The following is a 16,962-nucleotide window of genomic DNA, read 5'->3' on the forward strand; positions in this document are numbered from 1 at the left end:
AGGCCAAGCAGCGCGGCGAAGACATCGCGCCGCTGATGGCGGACGTCGAGCGCATGGCGGGCGAGCTGAGTGCCGGTAAAGTCGAGCTGGACGCGATCCAGACCGAACTGGACTCGATCCTGTTGGGCATCCCCAACCTGCCGCACGAATCGGTACCGGTCGGTAAAGACGAAGACGACAACGTCGAAGTGCGCCGCTGGGGCACGCCGACGCAGTTTGATTTCGAGGTCAAGGACCACGTTGCACTGGGCGAGAAGTTCGGCTGGCTGGATTTCGAAACCGCCGCCAAGCTGTCCGGCGCCCGTTTCGCCCTGCTGCGCGGCCCGATCGCCCGTCTGCACCGCGCCCTGGCGCAGTTCATGATCAACCTGCACGTCAACGAGCATGGCTACGAAGAGGCCTACACGCCTTATCTGGTTCAGGCTCCGGCGCTGCAAGGCACCGGTCAACTGCCGAAGTTCGAAGAAGACCTGTTCAAGATCGCTCGCGAAGGCGAAGCCGATCTGTACCTGATTCCGACCGCCGAAGTGTCGTTGACCAACATTGTTGCCGGTGAAATCGTCGACTCGAAACTGCTGCCGATCAAGTTCGTCGCGCACACTCCGTGCTTCCGCAGCGAAGCCGGTGCGTCGGGTCGCGACACCCGCGGGATGATCCGTCAGCACCAGTTCGACAAAGTTGAAATGGTCCAGATCGTCGAGCCGTCGACTTCGATGGAAGCGCTGGAAGGCCTGACCGCCAACGCCGAGAAAGTCCTGCAACTGCTGGGTCTGCCTTACCGCACCCTGGCGCTGTGCACCGGCGACATGGGCTTCAGCGCCGTGAAGACCTACGACCTCGAAGTGTGGATTCCGAGCCAGGACAAGTACCGCGAAATCTCGTCGTGCTCCAACTGCGGCGACTTCCAGGCCCGCCGCATGCAGGCGCGTTTCCGCAACCCGGAAACCGGCAAGCCTGAGCTGGTGCACACCCTCAACGGTTCCGGCCTGGCGGTCGGTCGTACGCTGGTGGCGGTGCTGGAAAACTACCAGCAGGCCGACGGTTCGATCCGCGTGCCGGACGTACTGAAGCCGTACATGGGTGGCCTTGAGGTCATCGGCTAAATGAAATATCTGCCGCTGTTTCACAACCTGCGCGGCAGTCGTGTGTTGGTCGTCGGCGGGGGGGAAATTGCCTTGCGCAAATCCCGCCTGCTGGCCGATGCCGGTGCGCTGCTGCGGGTGGTCGCACCTGAAATCGAAGCGCAACTGCGCGACCTGGTCAGCGCCAGCGGTGGCGAGTGCCTGCTGCGTGGTTACGTGGAAACGGATCTGGACGGTTGCGGCTTGATCATCGCCGCCACCGACGACGAAACGCTCAACGCCCAAGTCTCCAGCGATGCCCATCGGCGTTGCGTGCCGGTCAATGTGGTCGATGCGCCGCAGCTGTGCAGCGTGATCTTCCCGGCAATCGTCGATCGCTCGCCGCTGATCATTGCAGTGTCCAGCGGCGGCGATGCGCCGGTGCTGGCGCGGCTGATTCGCGCCAAGATCGAAACCTGGATTCCCTCAACTTATGGCCAATTGGCTGGACTGGCCGCACGTTTCCGTAATCAGGTGAAAAACCTGTTTCCGGATGTGCAGCAGCGTCGTGGTTTCTGGGAAGACGTGTTTCAGGGCCCGATTGCCGATCGGCAACTGGCCGGGCAGGGCAGCGAGGCCGAACGTCTGTTGCAGGCCAAGATTGATGGCGAAGCGACCATCACCACCGGTGAGGTGTATCTGGTGGGGGCGGGGCCGGGTGATCCGGATCTGCTGACCTTCCGTGCCCTGCGCCTGATGCAGCAAGCTGATGTGGTGCTGTACGACCGCTTGGTCGCTCCGGCGATTCTTGAGCTGTGCCGTCGCGATGCCGAGCGCGTCTACGTCGGCAAGCGTCGCGCTGATCATGCGGTGCCGCAGGATCAGATCAACCAGCAACTGGTGGATCTGGCCAAGGCCGGCAAACGCGTGGTGCGCTTGAAGGGCGGTGATCCGTTCATCTTCGGTCGCGGCGGTGAAGAGATCGAGGAACTGGCAGCCCATGGAATTCCGTTCCAGGTGGTGCCGGGCATCACGGCGGCCAGCGGTTGCGCGGCGTATGCCGGGATTCCGCTGACCCATCGTGATTATGCGCAGTCGGTGCGCTTCGTCACCGGTCACCTGAAGGACGGTTCCACTGATCTGCCATGGTCCGACCTCGTCGCCCCGGCGCAGACGCTGGTGTTCTATATGGGCCTGGTGGGCTTGCCGGTCATCTGCGAACAACTGATCAAGCATGGTCGTTCGGCGGACACTCCGGCGGCGTTGATTCAGCAGGGCACCACAGTCAATCAGCGGGTCTTCACCGGCACGCTGGCCGATCTGCCACGATTGGTGGCGGAGCATGAAGTGCATGCGCCGACCCTGGTGATCGTCGGTGAAGTGGTGCAGCTGCGCGAGAAACTGGCGTGGTTTGAAGGGGCACAGGCGCAAGTCTGAAAACCGAGTTGTCCTCATTCGCGAGCAAGCCCGCTCCCACATTGGATCTGTGTCCTGCACAAATCACCTGTGGGAGCGGGCTTGCTCGCGAAGAGGCCCTCAAAAACACCGAATCCATTAACCCCGCCGCCAGACCCCTTTCCCGCTCAGGCGCTCCCGGTCATGCGCGATTCTGAAATCCTGCTTCGGCCCCTTCGGCACAATCCCCGTCGGATTGATGGTCTTGTGGCTACCGTAGTAGTGATTCTTGATGTGCTGAAAATCCACCGTCTCGGCAATCCCCGGCCACTGATACAGCTCACGCAGCCAGTTCGACAGGTTCGGATAATCGGCAATCCGCCGCAGATTGCACTTGAAGTGCCCGTGATACACCGCATCGAAGCGAATCATCGTGGTGAACAGTCGCACATCGGCCTCGGTCAGGTATTCACCGGTCAGATAGCGATTGGCGCCCAGCACCCGCTCCAGATGATCCAGCTCGGCAAATACTTCATCGAAGGCTTGTTCATAAGCCTGTTGCGAGGTGGCGAAGCCGGCGCGATACACACCGTTGTTCACCGCCGGATAAATCCGGTCGTTCAGTGCATCGATCTCGCCGCGTAATGGCGCCGGGTAGAAATCCAGCGCGTTGCCAGTCAAGCCATCGAAGGCGCTGTTGAACATGCGGATGATTTCCGCCGACTCATTACTCACGATGCGCTTGAGCTTTTTGTCCCAGAGTACCGGCACCGTGACGCGGCCGGTGTAGTCCGGCGTGTCGGCGGTATAGCGCTGGTGCATGAAGTCGAAATGATCGAGTTTGTCGCCGGTCGAGCCAAGGGCCTTGTCGAAGGTCCAGCCGTTTTCCAGCATCAGCCAACTGACCACGGACACGTCGATCAGGCTTTCCAGACCTTTGAGCTTGCGCAGGATCAGCGTGCGGTGCGCCCAGGGACAGGCGAGGGAAACGTAGAGGTGATAGCGTCCGGCTTCGGCGGCGAAACCGCCTTCACCGCTCGGCCCGGGCCGGCCGTCAGCGGTGACCCAGTGGCGGCGCTGCGCCTGTTCGCGCTGGAACGCGCCGTCCTTGCTGCTTTCGTACCACTTGTCCTGCCAGTGGCCGTCGACGAGTAAACCCATGATCAAGACTCCTGTATCCAATAAGCGTTGGAGCCGAGTCTATTCCGATGAGTTCGAACAAAAAGCGCAAAAAACGGGCGTTGATGATCGGTTAAATCGATTTGTTGCGCGCCGCCCAGTACTGCTCGGCCGTTTCGAACGCTTGCTCGCGGCTTTGGCCGAGACCACGCAGGGCCAGGGCCATGGTCGAAATCAGGGCCATCTGCGGATAGCTGTCGACCACCTCGCCGCGCCAAACCGCTTTCAAATGCTCGACATCCAGCGAGGCCGGTTTGACGTGGCGCTGGCTCGACAGTTGCGGCCATTCCTCGTCCCAGCTCTCGCCGCCTGTGGTGCCATAGAGGTGGCTGTCGGCATCCGGGTTGATCTCGATTTCGCCGCCATCGCCCTTGACCACGATCGCCGTGTCGCCGAGCAGACCGCTGGCCTCGCGATGCACCGCTTGATAGCCCGGGTGGAAAATGCTTTGCAGGCCACAACGCGCGTGCAGCGGATTGAGAATCCGTGCCAGCGAATGGATCGGCGAACGCAGGCCCATGGTGTTGCGCAGGTCGATCATCTTCTGCAACTGCGGCGCCCAGTCCATCAGCGGCATGAACGCCAGACCGCCGTTGTCCAGCGCGCTGCCGACCTGCTGCCAGGTGCGGCACAGCGGGATGTTCAGCTCGCCAAGCAGTTGTTCGGTGTACAGACGCCCGGCGGTGTGCGCGCCGCCGCCGTGCATGAAAATCCGCACGCCGTTTTGCGCCAGGCACTTGGCCGACAACAGGTACCACGGCAGATGGCGTTTCTTGCCGGCGTAGGTCGGCCAGTCCACATCGACGTTCAGCGTTGGTGCTGACAGGCGCTCGCGCAAGGCTTCGGTGAAACCGGCCATTTCCTCGGCGCTTTCTTCCTTGTGCCGCAGCAGCATCAGAAAGGCGCCGAGCTGGGTGTCTTCGACTTTGTCGTCGAGCACCATGCCCATCGCCTCCCGCGCTTCTTCACGGGTCAGGTCGCGGGCGCCGCGCTTGCCCTTGCCGAGGATCCGCACGAATTGGGCGAATGGGTGCTCGGCGGGCGTTTCGAGAGTCAGCGCTGGAAAGTCGGTCATAAGCAATTCGTCGGTTTGGGCAGGCCCGCCAGTTTCGCGGCGAGTTTGGCAGGGGTGCCTTTGAACAGTCGATTCAGATGCAGGCTGTTGCCTTTGTCCGGGCCGAGTTTGAGTGCGGTGTACTTGATCAGCGGGCGGGTGGCCGGCGACAGCTGGAATTCCGCGTAGAAGCTGCGCAGCAGTTCGAGGACTTCCCAATGTTCGGCGGTCAGTTCGATGTCTTCAGCGGCGGCTAGGGCGCTGGCGACGTCATGGGACCAGTCGTCGAGATCGAGCAGAAAGCCGTCCTTGTCCAGTTCGATGTCGCGGGCGCCGACAGTCATGGAGTTCATAGCCAGCTGTTGACCTTGTCGTGGTGGATCGACAGTTCGACGAACGCCGGGTAGTCGATGGCTTCGGCCCAGTCGGGAGCCACGATGGCACGGGCCTGCAGGTCTTCGGCGAGGGCGAACAGCTTGACTCGGCATTCGTTCAGCGTGTTGAACGGCGCGGTGCCCGATTGCAGGGCGTAGACCGCGTCACCGGATAACAGCAAGGCGTCGGCAGCGCCGATCACGCGCAGGCAACTGCTCAGGCGAGCATCGCCGAACGGGGAATGAGACAACACATGCAAAGTCGACATCAGAGGGTGATCACCTGGTCGTAACGGTCAATAAGGGCGGTGATTTCGCTGGCAGCGAGCGGCTGCGCTTCGTCCAGCGACAGCGCGCTCAGGCCACGAGCGCTGGCGCTGTCGGTGCAGTAGAACAGTTCTTCAACGCCGAACATCGGCAGCGCCTGCAGGTTGGCGCTGAGGTCTTTCTGTTGCAGGGCCTTGGCGTTCTGTCCAGCGGCCAGTTGCAGCACGCCATCATCGAGAAACAGCAGGCCGATCGGCAGATCGAACGCGCCGCCGGCCAGGACGATGTCCAGTGCTTCGCGGGCACCGGGGCCGGACCACGGCGACTGGCGGCTGATGATCAACAGGGATTTGGCCATTTCACGCGCCTCCGAAACAGATCAAACGGTCGGCGTCCTGCACTGCATCGTGCAACTGGCCGAGGCCGGACAATTCCCACGGCGCGCTGACCGCGACGGCATCACGCTGATAGCGCTTGGCTTCTTCGTCATTCAGCACACCACGGCGCAGGGCGGCGGCGATGCAAACCACGCCGTCCAGTTGCTGCTCGCTGATGAACGCGCGCCACTGTTTGGGCAGGTCCAGTTCGTCCTGCGGGGTGACCACCGCGTCCGAGGCGTTGTACACGCCGTCTTGATAGAAAAACAGCCGGACAATCTCATGCCCGCCGGCCAGTGCAGCCTGGGCAAACAGCAGGGCACGGCGCGAGGAGGGCGCATGGGCGGCGGAAAACAGCGCGATGGCGAACTTCATGACGGACTCGATCAGCAAAACTGCGGCCATGATAAAGCTTTATCGAGGCCGCCGCGAAACCCAAGTTGCACACACCGATTGCTCAGGAATAACTGTCCGCCTGCAGCTACCGGTCACAGCGCAAATCCATGTAGGAGCTGCGGCACGCTGCGATCTTTTGATCTTTACAAGCAAGATCAAGAGATCGCAGCCTCGTTTCACTCGACAGCTCCTACAGGGGATTTGAGTGAGGCCTCAATCAGCGGGGCATATAGCCCAGTTGCCAGCGACGCGGAATGCTCAAGGACAGCACACCCAGCCCGACAGCCAGCAAGCCGCTGGCGAACAATGCCCTAAGTCCGAAATGCTGTTCCAGCACCGCGCCGAGAATCGCGCCGATGAACATCCCGCTCCATGGCACCAGTTGCACCCGCCAGCCGTTACGGCGTTCGCCGAGCATCCAGCGCCCCAGTCCACGGCCGAACCGCGACAGCGCTCCGGTCACGTAAGTCAGGCCGACCGGCAGACCATTCACTTCCTCGACCGCCGCATTGAGCATGCCCATCGCGATGATCGCCGCCAGCAGCGCCGGCAGTTGCGTGTCGTACGGCCAGGCGGCCGCCAGGCAGAGCAGGGTGGCGATGCACAGCAACAGGGGCAATGTGCGCCGACCACCGAGGCGCCCGATCACGATCCCCAAGGCATTACCGATCACGAAGGTGAAGACGAGGATGATCAGGCGCAACGTCAGCCCGAGATCGCCGTCACTGATCGCCACCGCCAGGCGCGTTGTGTTGCCGCTCATGAACGACACGAAATCGCCGCTGGCCATGAAGCCGATCGCGTCGGTCATGCCGGCCAGCACTGACAGACTGGCCACCAGTGCCAGACCGATGCGGCCACGCCATTTCTGCCGATGCAGATGCCCGGACGTGGCGCGGTGAGTCGAGGTCGAAGGCAGCATCGGTGACGATATCCTTGCGCAGTGGTTACTGTTCCAGCCCATACAGATCGCAGTAATCCGCCCAGCTCATGTGCGCCATTTCCGCCACCTCGCGGTGCACCTCCATGCGCTGGGCCTGATAGTCCTCGGGCGTTGCCGCGGTCAGGAGCAAGGTCAGTTCCCAGGCGAACAGGCCTTGATGCTCCGCCTCGGCCTCGAAGGCTTCGTGCAGGCGTTCTTCACGATATTGCGCCGGGGTTTCGCCCTTGGCCTGGGCCAGCAGCGGATTGAGATGATCGAGGGATTCGCGCAGTTCGGGGCGCGCTTCGAGAAACAGTTTCAGGGCTTGTTCATGTCGCTGGTCGGTGGGCGCCATGTGTGTTCCTTGTGAGGCTGATGACCTAGGGTGCCGGAGCGGCCGGTGCGTGTCGCGCTATAAATGCAGTAAAGCAGAACGATTTTGCCTGTTGCGGTGATACAGTCCGCTTTTTTCTGAATGAGCGAATGCAATGCGAATTCTGATGGTAGCGCTGGCGGCGACCGTGCTGGCTGGCTGCGCGGGTTCGGTGATGGACGATTCTCGCACCAAAGCCCCTTACAAGGTTCTGACCTCGAACAAACCCGAGAAAGTCGTGGCCCAGTGCGTGCAATTCGCCTGGCAGGACGAAGCGGTGTTTGGCGTGGACGCCGGCGCGTATCTGCAACCGGGCAAGAAGGGCGGCTCGACGGTGTATACCCGCTCGGCGGAGTCGTTTGTCGACGTGACCAGCGATGCCTCGGGGACCGTGCTCAATTACTACGCGCAGAAAGATGATTTTGTTGCCAAGCGCCGATTGGCGGGGCTGGCGACCTGTCTCTGATATTGCACTGAAGCGGCTGCCGCCATCGCCAGCAGGCTGGCTCCCACACTGGATTTGTGTTTGCCACCGATCCTGTAGGAGTGAGCCTGCTCGCGATGGGGCCAATGAATTCAACCGATCAGACGCTTCTGGAAATAATGCCGACTATGCCCCGGCGGGTAATCAACGATCTCGCCAAACTGGCTGAATCCCAGCTTCTTGTAAAACTCCGGCGCCTGAAAATCGAAGGTGTCGAGCCAGATGCCCAGGCAGTTCTTCTCTCTGGCCAGATTTTCCGCCATGGCCATCAGTTCCGAGCCGATGCGTTGCCCGCGACCCTGTTCCGGGACGCACAGCAACTCAATGTACATCCAGGTAAAAATCACCCGGCCATACAAGCCGCCGAGAATCGCGTCGTGTTCATCGCGCACCAGCAGGGCAAAGGGCTCGGATTTGGAGCCACCGGTCTGGGCGTCGTTGTACGCAATCAACGGCTCGAGAATGGCTTTGCGCTGTTCTTCCGTAGGGTTCTGCGACAGCTCGATTCGCAACGTCATGTGCAACTTCCTTGTGAGGTGAGCCCGCAGCCTATCCTGCCCGGTGGGCGCTTTCCAAGTCCTTGCGCAACCCTTTGGAACCGTCGCTGATGCGCCGGGGTCTAGCCTTTACAGCGTCATTTCGAACGCGGTTGATGAGGACCCCCCATGAATATTTTCGAAGCCCTTCGCGAAAGCCATGACCGTCAGCGCAGCTATGCCAAAGCCTTGGTTGAAACCAGCGGTGATACGCCGGAGCGGGTTGAAGCCTACAAACAGCTCAAAGCCGAGTTGCAGGCCCATGAAACTGCTGAAGAACGCCACTTCTACATCCCGCTGATGGAGTTCGACAATGGTGTCGACCTCAGTCGCCATGCCATCTCCGAGCACCATGAAATGGACGAGATGATGGAAGAACTGGACGAGACCGAGATGTCCAGCCCGGCCTGGCTGGCCACCGCGAAAAAGCTTTCGGACAAGGTTCATCACCATCTCAAGGAAGAGGAGCAGAAGTTTTTCCAGATGGCTGGCAAGTTGCTCGACGACAAGCAAAAGGAACAGCTCGCCGGGCAATACGAAAAGGAATACCAGGCACAGCTCGAGTAAGCGGTGAATGCAGGTTTTTGCTGTGTCGGCGTGTAGGCCTTTGGCCATGCGTCAGGTGGGTGTTGTCGCAATTGACTGGATATCCATCCAGTATTTTCGGCACTTTTCGCTTGGGACGCTGGTGGCCTGCGACAAAACCGCCGATGGACAAAAAAAACACCTCCGTTAGCTTGAAGGCCTCTCCTCGGACAGGAGAGTTCTTAAATCAACGGAGTGAAAAACATGAACCAACCACAAGCTCAAACCCAACTGCGACACGGTCGCGTCACCTCTCCCGCCAGCCGCGGTGCGGTAGCCATTGAGCAAGGATTGCTCGGTGCCTGGCAGGTCAACGAAATGGAGGGCGGCAAGAACTTCCCGGCGCTGGCGGCAGGGCCTTTTCCTGCGCCGTATGGCAGCGACAGTGACAGCGTCACGCCGCCCGCCGATGGTTACATTCTCAGCGGCGGCAAGACCGATGCCCGTGACTGCGTGAACTTCACTGACGAGGAAATGAGCAAGAAGCTCAACCGTCCGTTCAACTGGCCGCTGCTCAATGTCACCCCGGGCCAGACGCTCGAAGTGAAGTGGGAATACACTGCGCCGCACACCACCCGTGGCTATCGCTGGATGATCACCAAGGATGGCTGGGATCCGAAACAGCGTATTTCCCGTGCACAACTCGAGGCGCAGCCTTTCGCCGAAGACTTCTACACTCAAGTGCCGTATTACAGCTATCCGGGGGAATTGAAGGCCAAGGTCAATCATGCGGTGACACTGCCGGCCAACAAAAAGGGCCGTCACGTCATCGTGCTGATGTGGATCGTCGCCAACACCGGCAACGCTTTCTACCAAGCGTTCGACGTCGACTTCAAATAAGTCGGCAACCGTTAACTGCAGGTTCTGAAGGATTAGAACATGTCAAATATCGACTTTTCGTTAATGCACAGTCAGGCCGCCGATGCTGCCTCGCTGATGCCGAGCATCGCCGGCAAGAAGATTCTCATGGGTTTCTGGCACAACTGGCCCGCAGGTCCGAGTGACGGCTACCGTCAGGGCCGCTTCGCCGAAATTGCGCTGGAAGCGGTGCCCAAGGAATACAACGTGGTCGCGGTGGCGTTCATGAAGGGCAGCGGGATTCCGACCTTCAAGCCGTACAACGTCTCCGATGCCGAGTTCCGGCGTCAGGTCGGCGTGCTCAACAGCCAGGGGCGGGCGGTGCTGCTGTCCCTGGGAGGCGCCGATGCGCACATCGAGTTGCGCAGCGGGCAGGAACAACCGCTGGCCAATGAAATCATCCGTCTGGTGGAAACCTACGGCTTCGATGGGTTGGACATCGATCTTGAACAGAGCGCGATTGATTTCGCTGCCAACAAGACCGTGCTGCCAGCCGCGCTGAAACTGGTCAAGGATCACTACGCAGGCCAGGGCAAGCACTTCATCATCAGCATGGCCCCGGAGTTTCCGTACCTGACCACCAACGGCAAATACGTCGGTTACCTGCAGGCACTGGAAGGCTATTACGACTTCATCGCGCCGCAGTTCTACAACCAGGGCGGCGACGGGGTCTGGGTGCCGGAAGCCAACAATGGCAATGGTGCATGGATCGCGCAGAACAACGATGCGCTGAAAGAGGATTTCCTCTATTACCTGACCGAAAGTCTGGTGACCGGTACCCGGGGCTTCACCAAAATTCCGGCGGATAAATTCGTCATCGGCCTGCCGACCAACGTCGATGCGGCTGCCACCGGTTATGTGATCGACGGCACCGCAGTGGGCAACGCGCTCAAACGTCTGGCGATCAAAGGGCTGCCGATCAAGGGCCTGATGACCTGGTCGGTGAACTGGGACAATGGCGTCAGCAAGGACCGCGTGCCGTACAACTGGGAATTCAGCCGGCGTTATGGGCCGCTGATTCACGGCGCCGGAGCAGCGGTGCAGGAAACGGATGAAGCGTTGTCGCGCCTCGCCCGTTAATCGCAAATAAAGAAGCCCGGTAGCGCTGCCGGGCTTTTTTTGTGCGCGCGATTAACTGACTATGGGCGTTTTCCGATGACACAAGGATCAGGCGTCATGACCAAGACAGCCGAGCGGGTCAACATTGTCGACACTGAGGTGTTGTCCCACGACTGGTACCTGTTGCAGAAAATCACCTTTGACTACCTGCGTAACAACGGCGACTGGCAGCGGCAGACGCGCGAGGTCTACGACCGTGGCAATGGTGCGGCGATCCTGTTGTTCAACCGCGCCCAGCGCACGGTGGTGCTGACCCGCCAATTCCGTTTGCCGGTGTTTGTCAATGGTCACGACGGCTTGTTGATCGAAGTGGCGGCGGGGCTGCTGGAAGGCGCGGCGCCGGAACAGCGGATTCGCGACGAGGCCGAAGAGGAAACCGGCTACCGCGTGCACGACGTGAAAAAGGTCTTCGAGGCTTACATGAGCCCCGGTTCGGTGACCGAGAAACTGCACTTCTTCATTGCCGAGTACGACGCAAAGTCGAAGGTCAGTGAGGGTGGCGGCCTGGAAGAAGAAACCGAAGAGCTGGAAGTGCTGGAGTGGGGCTTCGATGAAGCACTGGCGGCGTTCCTCCGTGGTGAGATCTGCGACGCCAAGACCATCATGCTGTTGCAGTATGCGGCGATGAATAACCTGTTCAACACCTGATTCAGCGCCAATTCATTGTGGCGAGGGAGCTTGCTCCCGCTGGGTTGCGCAGCGGCCCCAGGTTTTTGCCAGTGCTACGCACTGGAGCGGGAGCAAGCTCCCTCGCCACACAATGGCATTTACAGGATTAAAACAGGTCGCCTGTTCTACCGACATCCGACCAGTCACCCCCCTCCAGCACCAGCAACCGCTCCTTGGCCTCCAGCCCGCCCGCAAACCCGGTCAATTTCCCCGACGCGCCAATCACTCGATGACACGGCGCCACAATCGAAATCGGATTGCGCCCATTCGCCGCTCCCACCGCACGCACGGCGCTCGGATTACCGATCTGCTCGGCGATCTGGCGGTAGGTGCGGGTTTCGCCAAACGGAATCGTCAGCAGCGCCGCCCAGACCTTTTTCTGAAAGTCGGTGCCGACAAAATCCAGCTCCAGGTCGAAGCGATCACGCTTGCCGGCAAAATATTCTTCAAGCTGCTGCGCGGTTTTTTGCAGCAGCGGGTTGTCTGGATCTTCGGTCATCGCCCCCAGGCGCACGCGATTGGGTTTGTCGTTTTCCCAGAGGATGGCCGCCAGTCGTGAGCCGTTCGCGACCAGCTTCAATTCGCCGACCGGTGAGGGCAAGGTGATGAACGTGTAGGACATGGGGAAACACTCCGGATCGGCGCGGCAACAGCGCCCAGCATACTGCCTGGCCGGGGAGGCGCAAATCGCAATAGCGACCATACTGCTTGTTGCTTTTGACGCGTTCCCTTCTGTCCTGCACAGAATCCAATAACAAAAAAAGAGATCGACTCATGAAGTACGAACCTTTGGCCAAAACGCTGATAGCGACTTCACTGGCACTGAGCTGCCTCATGGCCCACGCCGCTTCCGTGGCCCCGGTCGCCGCCGAGAACGGCATGGTGGTCACCGCCCAACACCTGGCTTCCCATGTCGGCGTCGATGTGTTGAAAAACGGCGGTAACGCGGTGGATGCGGCAGTCGCCGTGGGCTATGCGCTGGCGGTGGTGTATCCCGCAGCGGGCAACCTCGGTGGTGGCGGTTTCATGACCATTCAACTGGCGGACGGGCGCAAGACCTTCCTCGACTTCCGCGAAAAAGCCCCGCTGGCGGCAACCGCCAACATGTATCTGGACAAGGACGGCAACGTCGTTCCGGATCTGAGCACCCGTGGCCACCTCGCCGTGGCGGTACCGGGCACCGTGTCGGGCATGGAGCTGGCGCTGAGCAAGTACGGCACCAAACCGCGCAAGGAAATGATCGCCCCGGCGATCAAACTGGCGGAAGACGGCTTTGAGCTGGAGCAGGGCGACGTTGATCTGCTGGACTACGCCACCGATGTGTTCAAGAAAGACATGCGCGATTCCGGTTCGATCTTCCTGCACAACGGCGAGCCGATGCAGGTCGGGCAGAAACTGGTGCAGAAGGACCTGGCGAAAACCCTGCGCACCATTTCCGAAAAAGGCGCTGACGGCTTCTATAAGGGCTGGGTGGCCGACGCCATCGTCACGTCCAGTCAGGCCAACAAGGGCATCATCACTCAGGCCGACCTCGACAAATACAAGACCCGCGAACTGGCCCCGGTGGAGTGCGATTACCGTGGCTACCACGTGGTCTCGGCGCCACCGCCAAGCTCCGGCGGCGTGGTGATTTGCGAGATCATGAACATCCTCGAAGGCTATCCGATGAAGGATCTGGGCTTCCACTCGGCCCAGGGCATGCACTACCAGATCGAAGCGATGCGCCACGCTTACGTGGATCGCAACAGCTATCTGGGTGACCCGGATTTTGTGAAGAATCCGATCGAGCATCTGCTGGACAAGAACTACGCGACCAAGCTGCGCAACGCGATCCAGCCGCAGAAGGCCGGGATCTCCGCCGAGCTGAAACCCGGCGTCGCGCCGCATGAAGGCAATAACACCACGCATTATTCGATCGTCGACAAGTGGGGCAACGCGGTGTCGGTGACTTACACCCTCAACGACTGGTTCGGCGCCGGAGTAATGGCGAGCAAGACCGGGGTGATCCTCAATGACGAGATGGACGACTTCACCTCCAAGGTCGGCGTGCCGAACATGTACGGTCTGGTGCAGGGCGAGGCCAATGCCATCGCTCCGGGCAAGACCCCGCTGTCGTCGATGAGCCCGACCATCGTCACCAAGGACGGCAAAGTGGTGATGGTGGTCGGCACCCCGGGTGGCAGCCGCATCATCACCGCGACCTTGCTGACCATGCTCAATGTCATCGACTACGGCATGGGCCTGCAGGAAGCAGTCGACGCACCACGCTTCCACCAGCAATGGATGCCGGAAGAGACCAATCTCGAAGACTTCGCCGCCAGCCCCGACACGAAGAAAATCCTCGAAAGCTGGGGCCACAAGTTTGCCGGTCCGCAGGATGCCAACCACATCGCCGCGATTCTGGTCGGCGCGCCGTCGCTGGGCGGTAAACCGGTGGGCAAGAACCGTTTCTACGGGGCCAACGATCCACGGCGCAACACCGGGTTGTCACTGGGCTACTGAGAGGCGTAAAAAAGGGGGCGGACTCAGGTTCGCCCCTGTCTCGAGGAACGATCAAGGAAGACCCTCATGTCTACTGCATTGCTGATCATCGACGTCCAGCACGCGCTCTGCTCGGGCCAATACCAATGCTTCGATATTTACCGCGTCATCGACACCATTAACCAGCTCAGCACTCGCGCGCGCGCAGCCGGTGTGCCGGTGGTGCTGGTTCAGCATGAAGAAACGGACAGCCCACTGGCGTACGGTGCCGAAGGTTGGCAACTCGCCGGCGGCCTGCTGACCACAGCGCAAGACCTGCGCGTACGCAAAACCACCCCGGACGCGTTCTACCAGACCGACCTGGGCAAACTGCTGCCCAGCGAAGACTTCGAACGCCTGATCATCTGCGGCCTGCAGACCGACTACTGCGTCAACGCCACCGTGCGCAAGGCCCATGAACTGGGCTACGACGTGGTCCTCGCTGCAGACGCCCATACCACCCTCGACAACGGCAACATGAGCGCCGAAGACATCATCGCCGAACACAACAAGGATCTGGCCCATCTGACCGGCGCCACGGCCCGGGTCGATGTCAAACCCGCAGCCGACATCATTCTCTAAACCAGCGAATACCCTGTGGGAGCGGGCTTGCTCGCGAAAGCGGTGGGCCTGTGACGCATGTGTGGGCTGATCCGACGCCTTCGCGAGCAAGCCCGCTCCCACATTGATTGATGGTGTTCACGGATTCCATGTCCAGCACAAATCCCCTGTGGCGAGCGAGCTTGCTCGCGCCGGGCTGCGTAGCTGCCCTCACACCTCAAGTCGCAAACAAAACCCCACGAATCGCCCCAACCCGCGGGGCCACGACGCCCTCCAGCACCAACCGCGTAATGGTCTCGGCTGCCGTCGCGTAATCCTCATCCTGCGGCACTTCGCGTCCGGTGATGCAGCCCATTTGCCAACCAATGTTGGTGTAGGTGCGGGTCGCGGACCAGATGAACAGCATCAGGTGCTCCGGGTCTACCGGTGCCAGCAGGCCGCGGTCGATCCAGCTGCGCAGGCAGTCGACGTTGCGCCGGGCTTCGGCGTGCAGCAGGTCGCGGCACTCGTCCGGCAACTGGCGTCCGCCGAGCAGCAGTTCGCCGCTGAAGACCTTGGCGATGGCCGGGTGTTCACGGGCGATACGGATGCGCGCGGCGACGTAGGCGCGCAGGCCGATCATGGGGTCGTCGCTTTCACGCAGCGCTGCCGAGGCTTCCAGCAGCGGTTCGACGAATCCCAGCAGGACCTTGGAATAGAGGTTTTCCTTGGTCTGGAAGTAGTAATACAGGTTGGCCTTGGGCACGCCGGCACGGGCGGCGATGTCGCGGGTCTGGGTGGCGTCGAAGCCGTTGGCGGCAAACTCTTCGCTGGCGGCGGCGAGGATCAGTTGCTCGTTGCGTACGCGAATGGCGCTCATGGGAACACGATGTGAATGAATGGCATGGGCGGATACTGGCAAATTCGGTTTCGCAATATACAAAACTATATAGCGATGAGGCCAGCTAACTCGTTCGAGAGCGCTATGCTGGTTCGATAATCAACAAAACGGGGGGAGGGAGCATGGCCATCAAGGCACTGCGCGCTACGGCGGCTGATTTGGAGGCGGTGGCAAAACTATTCGACGCCTATCGCGGTTTCTATCAGCAGCCGTCGAATCTGGCGCAGTCGCGTGCGTTCATCGCCGAGCGCATGGCCGCCGACGAGTCGGCAATTTTTCTCGCCCAGGATGAGAACGCCGAAGCGCTGGGTTTCGTGCAGCTGTATCCGACGTTTTCCTCGATTGATGCCCATCGCACCTGGTTGCTCAGCGATTTGTTCACCGCGCCCGCCGCCCGTGGTTGTGGCGTCGGACGGTTGCTGATGAACACCGCGCGGGACTTTGCCGTGCAAACCGGCGCCAAAGGGCTGGTGCTGGAAACCGCCACCGACAACGTCACGGCGCAGGGTTTGTATGAATCGCTGGGTTACGTACGTGATACCGGTTACTACACCTACATGCTCGATTTGCGGCAGGGCTGATCCGAATATTTCTGTGTAAATTTTCCGCTTCAGCCTTTCCTCAAGCGAGCGCTCTCTCTAGAATCCGCCCGGCCTCCGCAATGGAGGCTCATTGCTATCATTTGGCTCGGTTCACATAGGGAAGACAACATGCAATTCGGGAAAATCCTGGCGCTGGGCCTGGTGCTTGCGCTCGGTGGTTGTGCCAGTTTCACCAAAGACGAAGTCGCGCCGGTCAAGCTGCCATCGATGGCCAGCTACGCGAATAAACCGAACGTGTATGTGGACTTCGACTTCTATCAGGGCGAGCCGAAAAGCACTTCGGCCGTAGAAGTGCCGCAAGCGCGAGATCAGCTCAAACCTGAGCTGCAAAAAATTCTGACCGATTCGGGCCTGTTCGGCCGCGTCACCCTGGACGAGTTCCAGAAGCAGCCGGGCGACTACAGCCTGCGTCTGAAAATGTACAACCATCCGCCGAATGCCGGTTCGATGGTGCTGGGTTTCATCAGTGGTTTCAGCCTCGGGGTGATCCCGGCGTACGGCACCGATCAATACACCATGAGCCTCGAAGCCGTGGACGGAACAGGCCAGGCCCTGACCACTGCGAGCAACCATGATGCGGTCGGTACCTGGATCGGTATCTGGTTCATTCCGCTGATGGGCAACACTCCGAAGGCCGCGGTCAACGACACCTTCGCCCGTCAGGTCAACGCGCTGCTCAAGCAGATGATCGACAATAACAACCTGAAATACTCGGCACTCGAGACCCGCACTCCGCGGGCTTGATGCCAA

The 16,962-nt window shown here is 60.6% G+C and carries 21 protein-coding genes and 1 pseudogene; 11 read left to right on the forward strand and 11 right to left on the reverse strand.

Annotated features, from left to right (window positions below; genetic code table 11):
- Positions 1-1,103 (forward strand): serine--tRNA ligase (serS, locus tag ACIOUG_RS08275; RefSeq protein ID WP_401064223.1); only part of this gene is annotated, 1,103 nt, incomplete at its 5' end.
- The gene (gene cysG, locus ACIOUG_RS08280) at positions 1,104-2,498 is read left to right on the forward strand and encodes a siroheme synthase CysG (RefSeq protein ID WP_401064226.1); all 1,395 of its coding nucleotides are present in this window, start codon (positions 1,104-1,106) and stop codon (positions 2,496-2,498) included.
- 117 nt (positions 2,499-2,615) lie between these two features.
- Here the strand turns inward: cysG and ACIOUG_RS08285 are convergent, their stop codons facing one another.
- The 8 genes from ACIOUG_RS08285 to ACIOUG_RS08320 all read right to left on the reverse strand — a co-directional run bounded on the left by ACIOUG_RS08285 (position 2,616) and on the right by ACIOUG_RS08320 (position 7,380).
- A complete protein-coding gene (locus ACIOUG_RS08285) occupies positions 2,616-3,617 on the reverse strand; it encodes a glutathione S-transferase family protein (RefSeq protein WP_401064228.1) in 1,002 nt (333 codons plus the stop codon).
- A gap of 91 nt (positions 3,618-3,708) precedes the next feature.
- On the reverse strand, positions 3,709-4,710 hold the full coding sequence (locus ACIOUG_RS08290) for a glycosyl transferase family protein (protein WP_401064231.1): 1,002 nt from the start codon (positions 4,708-4,710) through the stop codon (positions 3,709-3,711).
- Positions 4,707-5,042, reverse strand: coding sequence for a TusE/DsrC/DsvC family sulfur relay protein (locus tag ACIOUG_RS08295; RefSeq protein ID WP_401064233.1), 336 nt, complete (start codon positions 5,040-5,042; stop codon positions 4,707-4,709). The genes ACIOUG_RS08290 and ACIOUG_RS08295 overlap by 4 nt, the downstream gene beginning before the upstream one ends.
- Positions 5,039-5,332, reverse strand: a complete 294-nt coding sequence (gene tusB / locus ACIOUG_RS08300; protein WP_401064235.1) for a sulfurtransferase complex subunit TusB — start codon at positions 5,330-5,332, stop codon at positions 5,039-5,041. The genes ACIOUG_RS08295 and tusB overlap by 4 nt, the downstream gene beginning before the upstream one ends.
- Positions 5,332-5,688, reverse strand: a complete 357-nt coding sequence (gene tusC, locus ACIOUG_RS08305) for a sulfurtransferase complex subunit TusC (RefSeq protein WP_201138125.1) — start codon at positions 5,686-5,688, stop codon at positions 5,332-5,334. The genes tusB and tusC overlap by 1 nt, the downstream gene beginning before the upstream one ends.
- A 1-nt stretch (position 5,689) precedes the next feature.
- Positions 5,690-6,082: a sulfurtransferase complex subunit TusD gene (tusD, locus tag ACIOUG_RS08310; RefSeq protein WP_027614682.1), complete on the reverse strand. Its 393-nt coding sequence runs from the start codon at positions 6,080-6,082 to the stop codon at positions 5,690-5,692.
- Between the two features lie 238 nt (positions 6,083-6,320).
- A complete protein-coding gene (locus ACIOUG_RS08315) occupies positions 6,321-7,025 on the reverse strand; it encodes a YoaK family protein (protein WP_401064238.1) in 705 nt (234 codons plus the stop codon).
- A 25-nt stretch (positions 7,026-7,050) separates the two neighbouring features.
- Entirely contained in the window at positions 7,051-7,380 is a 330-nt protein-coding gene (locus tag ACIOUG_RS08320) for a DUF6388 family protein (protein ID WP_401064239.1), read from the reverse strand.
- A 133-nt stretch (positions 7,381-7,513) separates the two neighbouring features.
- Between ACIOUG_RS08320 and ACIOUG_RS08325 the strand changes: the two genes are divergently transcribed.
- Positions 7,514-7,864, forward strand: a complete 351-nt coding sequence (locus ACIOUG_RS08325; protein WP_401064242.1) for a hypothetical protein — start codon at positions 7,514-7,516, stop codon at positions 7,862-7,864.
- Between the two features lie 110 nt (positions 7,865-7,974).
- On the opposite strand, the gene ACIOUG_RS08330 is transcribed toward ACIOUG_RS08325, so the two are convergent.
- Entirely contained in the window at positions 7,975-8,400 is a 426-nt protein-coding gene (locus ACIOUG_RS08330) for a GNAT family N-acetyltransferase (protein WP_401064245.1), read from the reverse strand.
- 147 nt (positions 8,401-8,547) lie between these two features.
- Between ACIOUG_RS08330 and ACIOUG_RS08335 the strand changes: the two genes are divergently transcribed.
- From ACIOUG_RS08335 to ACIOUG_RS08350, 4 genes and pseudogenes are all read left to right on the forward strand, one after another.
- Complete coding sequence (locus tag ACIOUG_RS08335) at positions 8,548-8,985, forward strand: hemerythrin domain-containing protein (protein ID WP_003223870.1); 438 nt, start codon at positions 8,548-8,550, stop codon at positions 8,983-8,985.
- Between the two features lie 222 nt (positions 8,986-9,207).
- Positions 9,208-9,843, forward strand: a complete 636-nt coding sequence (locus ACIOUG_RS08340; protein WP_401064247.1) for a lytic polysaccharide monooxygenase auxiliary activity family 9 protein — start codon at positions 9,208-9,210, stop codon at positions 9,841-9,843.
- A 39-nt stretch (positions 9,844-9,882) separates the two neighbouring features.
- Positions 9,883-10,884: pseudogene (locus tag ACIOUG_RS08345) on the forward strand (chitinase); the annotation flags it as partial.
- Positions 10,885-11,037: 153 nt separating this feature from the next.
- Positions 11,038-11,628 carry an NUDIX domain-containing protein gene (locus ACIOUG_RS08350; RefSeq protein ID WP_401064250.1) on the forward strand — a complete coding sequence of 197 codons (591 nt, stop codon included), beginning with the start codon at positions 11,038-11,040 and terminating at the stop codon, positions 11,626-11,628.
- A 127-nt stretch (positions 11,629-11,755) separates the two neighbouring features.
- On the opposite strand, the gene ACIOUG_RS08355 is transcribed toward ACIOUG_RS08350, so the two are convergent.
- A complete protein-coding gene (locus tag ACIOUG_RS08355) occupies positions 11,756-12,271 on the reverse strand; it encodes a methylated-DNA--[protein]-cysteine S-methyltransferase (RefSeq protein ID WP_401064252.1) in 516 nt (171 codons plus the stop codon).
- Positions 12,272-12,423: 152 nt separating this feature from the next.
- Here ACIOUG_RS08355 and ggt point away from each other — a divergent pair, with 152 nt between their 5' ends.
- Both ggt and ACIOUG_RS08365 read left to right on the forward strand, forming a co-directional pair.
- Positions 12,424-14,151, forward strand: a complete 1,728-nt coding sequence (gene ggt, locus ACIOUG_RS08360) for a gamma-glutamyltransferase (protein WP_098968174.1) — start codon at positions 12,424-12,426, stop codon at positions 14,149-14,151.
- 66 nt (positions 14,152-14,217) lie between these two features.
- Positions 14,218-14,751: a cysteine hydrolase family protein gene (locus tag ACIOUG_RS08365; protein WP_401064255.1), complete on the forward strand. Its 534-nt coding sequence runs from the start codon at positions 14,218-14,220 to the stop codon at positions 14,749-14,751.
- Between the two features lie 196 nt (positions 14,752-14,947).
- On the opposite strand, the gene ACIOUG_RS08370 is transcribed toward ACIOUG_RS08365, so the two are convergent.
- Positions 14,948-15,589: a TetR/AcrR family transcriptional regulator gene (locus tag ACIOUG_RS08370; RefSeq protein WP_258675007.1), complete on the reverse strand. Its 642-nt coding sequence runs from the start codon at positions 15,587-15,589 to the stop codon at positions 14,948-14,950.
- A gap of 143 nt (positions 15,590-15,732) precedes the next feature.
- Here ACIOUG_RS08370 and ACIOUG_RS08375 point away from each other — a divergent pair, with 143 nt between their 5' ends.
- Together ACIOUG_RS08375 and ACIOUG_RS08380 are read left to right on the forward strand one after the other, a co-directional pair.
- Positions 15,733-16,191 (forward strand): GNAT family N-acetyltransferase, encoded by a 459-nt coding sequence (locus tag ACIOUG_RS08375; RefSeq protein ID WP_401064257.1) that lies wholly within the window; start codon positions 15,733-15,735, stop codon positions 16,189-16,191.
- Positions 16,192-16,320: 129 nt separating this feature from the next.
- Positions 16,321-16,956 (forward strand): hypothetical protein, encoded by a 636-nt coding sequence (locus ACIOUG_RS08380; protein WP_123588268.1) that lies wholly within the window; start codon positions 16,321-16,323, stop codon positions 16,954-16,956.
- Positions 16,957-16,962: the final 6 nt, after the last annotated feature.

The sequence above is a fragment of the Pseudomonas sp. NPDC087803 genome, assembly GCF_044742995.1.
Taxonomy (GTDB): domain Bacteria; phylum Pseudomonadota; class Gammaproteobacteria; order Pseudomonadales; family Pseudomonadaceae; genus Aquipseudomonas.

Excerpts from the sequence above, each read along its gene's own strand:
- ACIOUG_RS08325 (WP_401064242.1), top strand. The coding sequence starts at position 7,514 with ATGCGAATTCTGATGGTAGCGCTGGCGGCGACCGTGCTGGCTGGCTGC.
- tusC (WP_201138125.1), bottom strand. The coding sequence starts at position 5,688 with ATGGCCAAATCCCTGTTGATCATCAGCCGCCAGTCGCCGTGGTCCGGC.
- ACIOUG_RS08290 (WP_401064231.1), bottom strand. The coding sequence starts at position 4,710 with ATGACCGACTTTCCAGCGCTGACTCTCGAAACGCCCGCCGAGCACCCA.
- ACIOUG_RS08335 (WP_003223870.1), top strand. The coding sequence starts at position 8,548 with ATGAATATTTTCGAAGCCCTTCGCGAAAGCCATGACCGTCAGCGCAGC.
- ACIOUG_RS08285 (WP_401064228.1), bottom strand. The coding sequence starts at position 3,617 with ATGGGTTTACTCGTCGACGGCCACTGGCAGGACAAGTGGTACGAAAGC.
- ACIOUG_RS08340 (WP_401064247.1), top strand. The coding sequence starts at position 9,208 with ATGAACCAACCACAAGCTCAAACCCAACTGCGACACGGTCGCGTCACC.
- tusD (WP_027614682.1), bottom strand. The coding sequence starts at position 6,082 with ATGAAGTTCGCCATCGCGCTGTTTTCCGCCGCCCATGCGCCCTCCTCG.
- ACIOUG_RS08370 (WP_258675007.1), bottom strand. The coding sequence starts at position 15,589 with ATGAGCGCCATTCGCGTACGCAACGAGCAACTGATCCTCGCCGCCGCC.
- ACIOUG_RS08320 (WP_401064239.1), bottom strand. The coding sequence starts at position 7,380 with ATGGCGCCCACCGACCAGCGACATGAACAAGCCCTGAAACTGTTTCTC.
- cysG (WP_401064226.1), top strand. The coding sequence starts at position 1,104 with ATGAAATATCTGCCGCTGTTTCACAACCTGCGCGGCAGTCGTGTGTTG.
- ACIOUG_RS08315 (WP_401064238.1), bottom strand. The coding sequence starts at position 7,025 with ATGCTGCCTTCGACCTCGACTCACCGCGCCACGTCCGGGCATCTGCAT.
- ACIOUG_RS08295 (WP_401064233.1), bottom strand. The coding sequence starts at position 5,042 with ATGAACTCCATGACTGTCGGCGCCCGCGACATCGAACTGGACAAGGAC.
- ACIOUG_RS08380 (WP_123588268.1), top strand. The coding sequence starts at position 16,321 with ATGCAATTCGGGAAAATCCTGGCGCTGGGCCTGGTGCTTGCGCTCGGT.
- ACIOUG_RS08330 (WP_401064245.1), bottom strand. The coding sequence starts at position 8,400 with ATGACGTTGCGAATCGAGCTGTCGCAGAACCCTACGGAAGAACAGCGC.
- ACIOUG_RS08350 (WP_401064250.1), top strand. The coding sequence starts at position 11,038 with ATGACCAAGACAGCCGAGCGGGTCAACATTGTCGACACTGAGGTGTTG.
- tusB (WP_401064235.1), bottom strand. The coding sequence starts at position 5,332 with ATGTCGACTTTGCATGTGTTGTCTCATTCCCCGTTCGGCGATGCTCGC.
- ACIOUG_RS08365 (WP_401064255.1), top strand. The coding sequence starts at position 14,218 with ATGTCTACTGCATTGCTGATCATCGACGTCCAGCACGCGCTCTGCTCG.
- ACIOUG_RS08375 (WP_401064257.1), top strand. The coding sequence starts at position 15,733 with ATGGCCATCAAGGCACTGCGCGCTACGGCGGCTGATTTGGAGGCGGTG.
- ggt (WP_098968174.1), top strand. The coding sequence starts at position 12,424 with ATGAAGTACGAACCTTTGGCCAAAACGCTGATAGCGACTTCACTGGCA.
- ACIOUG_RS08355 (WP_401064252.1), bottom strand. The coding sequence starts at position 12,271 with ATGTCCTACACGTTCATCACCTTGCCCTCACCGGTCGGCGAATTGAAG.